We start from the raw sequence: 303 nt of genomic DNA on the forward strand, positions 1-303 counted from the left end.
CCGCTGACCAGCGGCTCACCGTCTGGTATCGTTTTATGGGCATGGCCGGTATGGGTCGGGCGGTGATGGTGGGCCCCAATGGAGGATTGATGCATCCCGGTTATAATCGCCGTGCGGCTCGGCGAGCAGACCCCGGCCGTGGTAAAGGCATTGGTATACATCAACCCCTCGGCGGCCAGCTGGTCGATCACCGGGGTTGCCACCACCGGGTCCCCATATACGCCCATCAGCGGGGAAATATCCTCCACCGAAATCCAGAGTATGTTGGGCCTGTCGGCACCCGCAGCCTGGGCCCCCGCCGGG

1 protein-coding gene is annotated in these 303 nt (G+C 64.0%); it reads right to left on the reverse strand.

Annotated features, from left to right (window positions below; translation table 11 throughout):
- On the reverse strand, window positions 1-248 hold a 248-nt coding region (locus tag ACG2F4_RS19485; RefSeq protein WP_395262609.1), incomplete at its 3' end, for a sulfatase-like hydrolase/transferase.
- Window positions 249-303 lie beyond the last annotated feature (55 nt).

This window comes from Halalkalibaculum sp. DA3122 (assembly GCF_043951865.1).
Classification (GTDB): Bacteria; Bacteroidota; Rhodothermia; order Balneolales; family Balneolaceae; genus JAMQKA01.